6 protein-coding genes are annotated in these 3,843 nt (G+C 66.5%); 5 read left to right on the top strand and 1 reads right to left on the bottom strand.

Annotation, left to right across the window (positions count from 1 at the left end; translation table 11 throughout):
- Positions 1–33: 33 nt before the first annotated feature.
- Entirely contained in the window at positions 34–189 is a 156-nt protein-coding gene (locus ACFU7Z_RS37505) for a hypothetical protein (RefSeq protein WP_380743682.1), read from the bottom strand.
- A 136-nt stretch (positions 190–325) separates the two neighbouring features.
- On the opposite strand from ACFU7Z_RS37505, the gene ACFU7Z_RS37510 reads away from it, so the two are divergent.
- The 5 genes from ACFU7Z_RS37510 to ACFU7Z_RS37530 all read left to right on the top strand — a co-directional run bounded on the left by ACFU7Z_RS37510 (position 326) and on the right by ACFU7Z_RS37530 (position 3,556).
- Complete coding sequence (locus ACFU7Z_RS37510; protein ID WP_117488133.1) at positions 326–523, top strand: hypothetical protein; 198 nt, start codon at positions 326–328, stop codon at positions 521–523.
- Complete coding sequence (locus ACFU7Z_RS37515) at positions 507–1,031, top strand: DUF6879 family protein (RefSeq protein ID WP_117488131.1); 525 nt, start codon at positions 507–509, stop codon at positions 1,029–1,031. The genes ACFU7Z_RS37510 and ACFU7Z_RS37515 overlap by 17 nt, the downstream gene beginning before the upstream one ends.
- Positions 1,022–1,861 carry a helix-turn-helix transcriptional regulator gene (locus tag ACFU7Z_RS37520; RefSeq protein ID WP_117488129.1) on the top strand — a complete coding sequence of 280 codons (840 nt, stop codon included), beginning with the start codon at positions 1,022–1,024 and terminating at the stop codon, positions 1,859–1,861. Before ACFU7Z_RS37515 ends, ACFU7Z_RS37520 begins: the two co-directional genes overlap by 10 nt.
- Before the next feature lie 211 nt (positions 1,862–2,072).
- Complete coding sequence (locus ACFU7Z_RS37525) at positions 2,073–2,525, top strand: NUDIX domain-containing protein (protein ID WP_117488127.1); 453 nt, start codon at positions 2,073–2,075, stop codon at positions 2,523–2,525.
- Positions 2,526–2,602: 77 nt separating this feature from the next.
- A complete protein-coding gene (locus ACFU7Z_RS37530; protein ID WP_380782580.1) occupies positions 2,603–3,556 on the top strand; it encodes a hypothetical protein in 954 nt (317 codons plus the stop codon).
- Positions 3,557–3,843: the final 287 nt, after the last annotated feature.

A 3,843-nucleotide genomic window follows, 5' to 3' on the forward strand; every position in this document is an offset into this window, starting at 1 on the left:
GTCGAGCAGCTGCTCGACGGGGCGACGTGCTGTTCAGGGGGTGACGGTGAGGTGGTCGAACTCGCCGGCCTTGGCGGGGGCCTCACGGACTTCGCGGTCCGAACGGGCGATCACGTGGCGGGGGCCGGTACACGTGCCGACGTGTCCGTCCGCGGTCGCCAGGGCGGGCGGGTTCCTCGGCCGGGGCACGGCAGCGCTTCCGAGCGGGGCCGTGATCATTAGTCCAGGACGGGAATACTGCCCGAACCGTGTGGACAGGACGCGCGGCCAGTCCATAGCGTCTCGCCCAGGCGGTCCAATCCGGGCCGAGCTGAAGGGGGTTGGCATGGCTCACCAGCGGCTCACGGGCGTCGGTGTCGGAGACTGCAAGGAAGGAGACTGCCCGAACGTCTACCGCACCGACCGGGGCACCCTCGTCTTCCAGGGGGACCAGTACGCGGAGCTGGCGGTGCCGGTACACGAAGGCGCCGTGGAGCTGCCCGAGCATGTCGTGAAGGAGGCCATTCGTGTTCTTGGATGGTGAGGACTGGCAGAGGCTTCTGCACGGTTTCTCGCGGTCGGCGTTCCGGCTTGAGACCCTGCCCGCTTACAAGGTCGCGGGGGAGGCGGAAGAGATCGAGGAGTTCCTGAACGGGTACCGGATCGACCCCGGTACCTACACGTCCGGCTGGACTGACAAGCTCAGGGCTCATACCGCGGCCGGTCGCACGGTTCAGCGCGTGCACATCGTTACCCGGCCGCTGAGTGACTACCTGCGGTACGAGTTCATGTACTACGCACCGCATGCCAGGGCCGGTGAGGACATCTACATTCTCGACCTGACCGACAGGCCGAACCCGGGCCTTCCGGCTCAGGACTTCTGGGCCTTCGACGATTCGACCGTGGTCCTGATGAACTACGAGCCCGACGGAACGCAGATCAACCGCGTGCTTGTCGAGGACGACGTCGAGAAGTACCGGGAATGGCGGCGGATCGCTGTGGCCGAGTCGGTGCCCTTCATGGACTATGTGGAAGAGCACGGGTGGCAATAGACCCGGAAGAGCTGGGGCACAGTAGAAGTGACCTGGCAAAGGCATTGAGGGAACTACGGGTTCAAGCCGGTCTCGCAGGAGACCGGCTTGCTCGGCGTTGTGGCATGACGCAGTCGAAGATCAGCAAGATCGAAACAGGCAGGACCGTGCCGTCCCTGGTGGACGTGGAGCTGATCCTGCGGGCCCTCGAAGTGCCGGCCGAGTTGGCGCGACAGGTGTTCGACCTGGCCCGTGTGGCGAATACCGAGTGGCAGGACATCCGCGCTCTGAGGAAGAAGGGCCTGGAGAGGAAGCAAGCCGAGCTCGCGGCGCTCGACCAGTCCTCCAGCGAGATCCGCTACTTCCTGATCTCGATGCTCAACACGCTGCTCGCCTCGCCCGAGTACGTGCGGGCGAGCCTCGCCCATGTGCCGGGAGACACCAGCAGGGCCGCCATGAAGAAACTGGAGCGCCAGACCGTCCTGTACGACGAGTCGAAGGCCTTCACCTTCGTACTCACCGAGCAGGCTGCCCGGTGGGCGCTCCTGCCGCCTCGGGCCATGGTCATGCAGATCGAACGACTCGTCTCCGTTTCCAGGCTCCCGAACGTCCGGCTCGGCGTGATTCCACTCGGGAAGCACATCCCGGAGAGCCCGCTGAACACCTTCACGGTGTACGACAGCAGCCTTGCCACGGTCGAGACGGAGACCGGAATCATCACGCTCCGGGACCGGCGGGACATCAAGGCGTACCGGGACGCGTTCGCCATGTACGAAGGTTACGCACTGTTCGGTGAGGAAGCCCGAGAGAAGCTGGCTGAGTGGTCGGCCCTCTTCCTCGGCGGTCTTTAGTCGCGCACGGGAATAATCGCCTTCCTCCCCTTTCGGTCCCCTTACTGTGGACTCCTCGCCTTGCGGCTGCTCTCCCGTGCGGTACCAGCGTCTCCGCTGACATCATCCCGATCGGTCTGATAATCGCGGATTTGGTGTCGGCGGTGCCGGTTGCGGGATCGTGGGCCCGCGCGAGCGGCGCGCGGGACCCCGTCAACGAAAGGGCGAACCCATGAAGAAGATCGCTGCGAAGCTCTGGCGGATCATCCGCGGCCCGATGCAGTGGCGCGTGCTGTGGCTGTGGCACTCGAAGTTCATGGTCGGGGTGACGGGCATCGTCCGCGACCAGGACGGCCGTGTGCTGCTGCTGAAGCACCGGATGTGGCCGGAGGGCCGGCAGTGGGGTCTGCCGACCGGCTACGCCGACAAGGGCGAGAGCTTCGAGGACACGATCGTGCGTGAGGTCCGGGAGGAAACCGGACTCACGGTGAAGGTGTGCGAGCTGGCGCACCTGAAGAGCGGCTACAAACTGCGTGTCGAAGTCGCCTACGAGGCCCTGTACGTCACTGGGCAGGTCAGGGCGGCTTCGTTCGAGATCCTGGAGGCTCGATGGTTCTCGCCGGACGAACTCCCCGGGGGAGTGCAGGAATCACATCGGCGACTGATCAGTCGTCGGCCGTACTGACCCTTGGTCGATCACTCACCCCCTCCTGCCTGGCGCCGAACGAGCACCTGTCCGGAGACCCCGCCGAGCGGGCCGAGTTGGCTCACCTGCTGGCCGCGCGACGGGCGACGGCGGCGCTCGACCGGGCCCATCCGCACATCACGTTCTCACTGTTGCACTGGGTGGTCGACACATCGTCCGACGAGCCGGCCCGCGAAGTCTTTCGGCAGGGTGCTGCCCTTCTGGCCGACCGCTACGGGGAATTGGGGCTGAGTCGACTGCTGCCGACTGACCGGGTGTGGGTAGGGGTGCGCTCGACCCGGCCCGACGCGTTCGGCGGCTTCCACCATCCGAACCAGGGGTACCGGCATGTGCAACTGGCGTCCGTGGTCACGAGGTACGGGCGGCTGAACGATCCCCGACCGGCGTCACCGGAACTGGTGGCGCTCGACCTCCTCCGTAGCTACGCGCACGACTGCCTGCACTGGGGGTCGTTCCGGGAGTACCGGCTCCAAGGCGAGCAAGTGATCCGGAGCCGTTACGGCATCAACCGCCGCGACCAGCACGGCCGGACGTACTCGTCCCAGGACAGGAGCGATGCTTCCTCGACGCGGAATCTCGGCATCGTGATGGAGGGGGCCACGGATCGGGAGGCCCGGGTGATCTCCGCTGCGGTGGCCGACCGTCTCGGCCTGGCCGAACGCATCGCGGCAGCCGATCGCCTGGCGTTCCGCGACACCACGGGACGGCTGGAGCCGAGCGATTTCGACCACGCAGAGCCTGGTGTTGCCACCCGCTTCCACCTGGCCATGGCCGGATATGAGCACGGCGTCGGCGCTCGCTACCAGCGCTTCCTCGCCGACATGGGCGGCCCGGAGGCGGACACGCTGCATGCGCTGATCATCGCGGCGGTGATCAGCGGCAATCTGTTCGGCCTTTCGAGCTGGCTCGATCAGCGGCACGGCCCCGAGGCTTTCCGTCGCACCTTCCGCTCGTCTGCCTACTCGGGTCCTGACCCCGATGAATGGACGACCACGGCAAGTCGTGCCTGATCCTTCGTGCTCAGCAGTCTCGTGCCCTGACTCTTCGAGCCGGCCGGCAAGCACGACCGGCAGGTCCGCTGGGGTGGGCCCGCCCACAACCGGACCGAACCGTTCGCCTCGCGCAGGAGGTCGGGTGGGCCGATTTCCTGCGCGTTCAGGTGCTGCAAGCGACCATCACTTCGACTACGAGAACAGCCGCGCTGGACGCGCCGTCGCACGTCCACCTGGCCTACCGGCCGGGCGTTCGGGAGGTCTGAACGGTGGGTTCGCGTCGCCCCGTCGAGCACCGGCTCGAC

Source organism: Kitasatospora sp. NPDC057518 (genome assembly GCF_042802075.1).
GTDB lineage: Bacteria > Actinomycetota > Actinomycetes > Streptomycetales > Streptomycetaceae > Kitasatospora.

What these genes read in the sequence shown, in the direction of transcription:
- ACFU7Z_RS37510 (WP_117488133.1), top strand. Translation starts at nt 326, where the DNA reads ATGGCTCACCAGCGGCTCACGGGCGTCGGTGTCGGAGACTGCAAGGAA.
- ACFU7Z_RS37525 (WP_117488127.1), top strand. Translation starts at nt 2,073, where the DNA reads ATGAAGAAGATCGCTGCGAAGCTCTGGCGGATCATCCGCGGCCCGATG.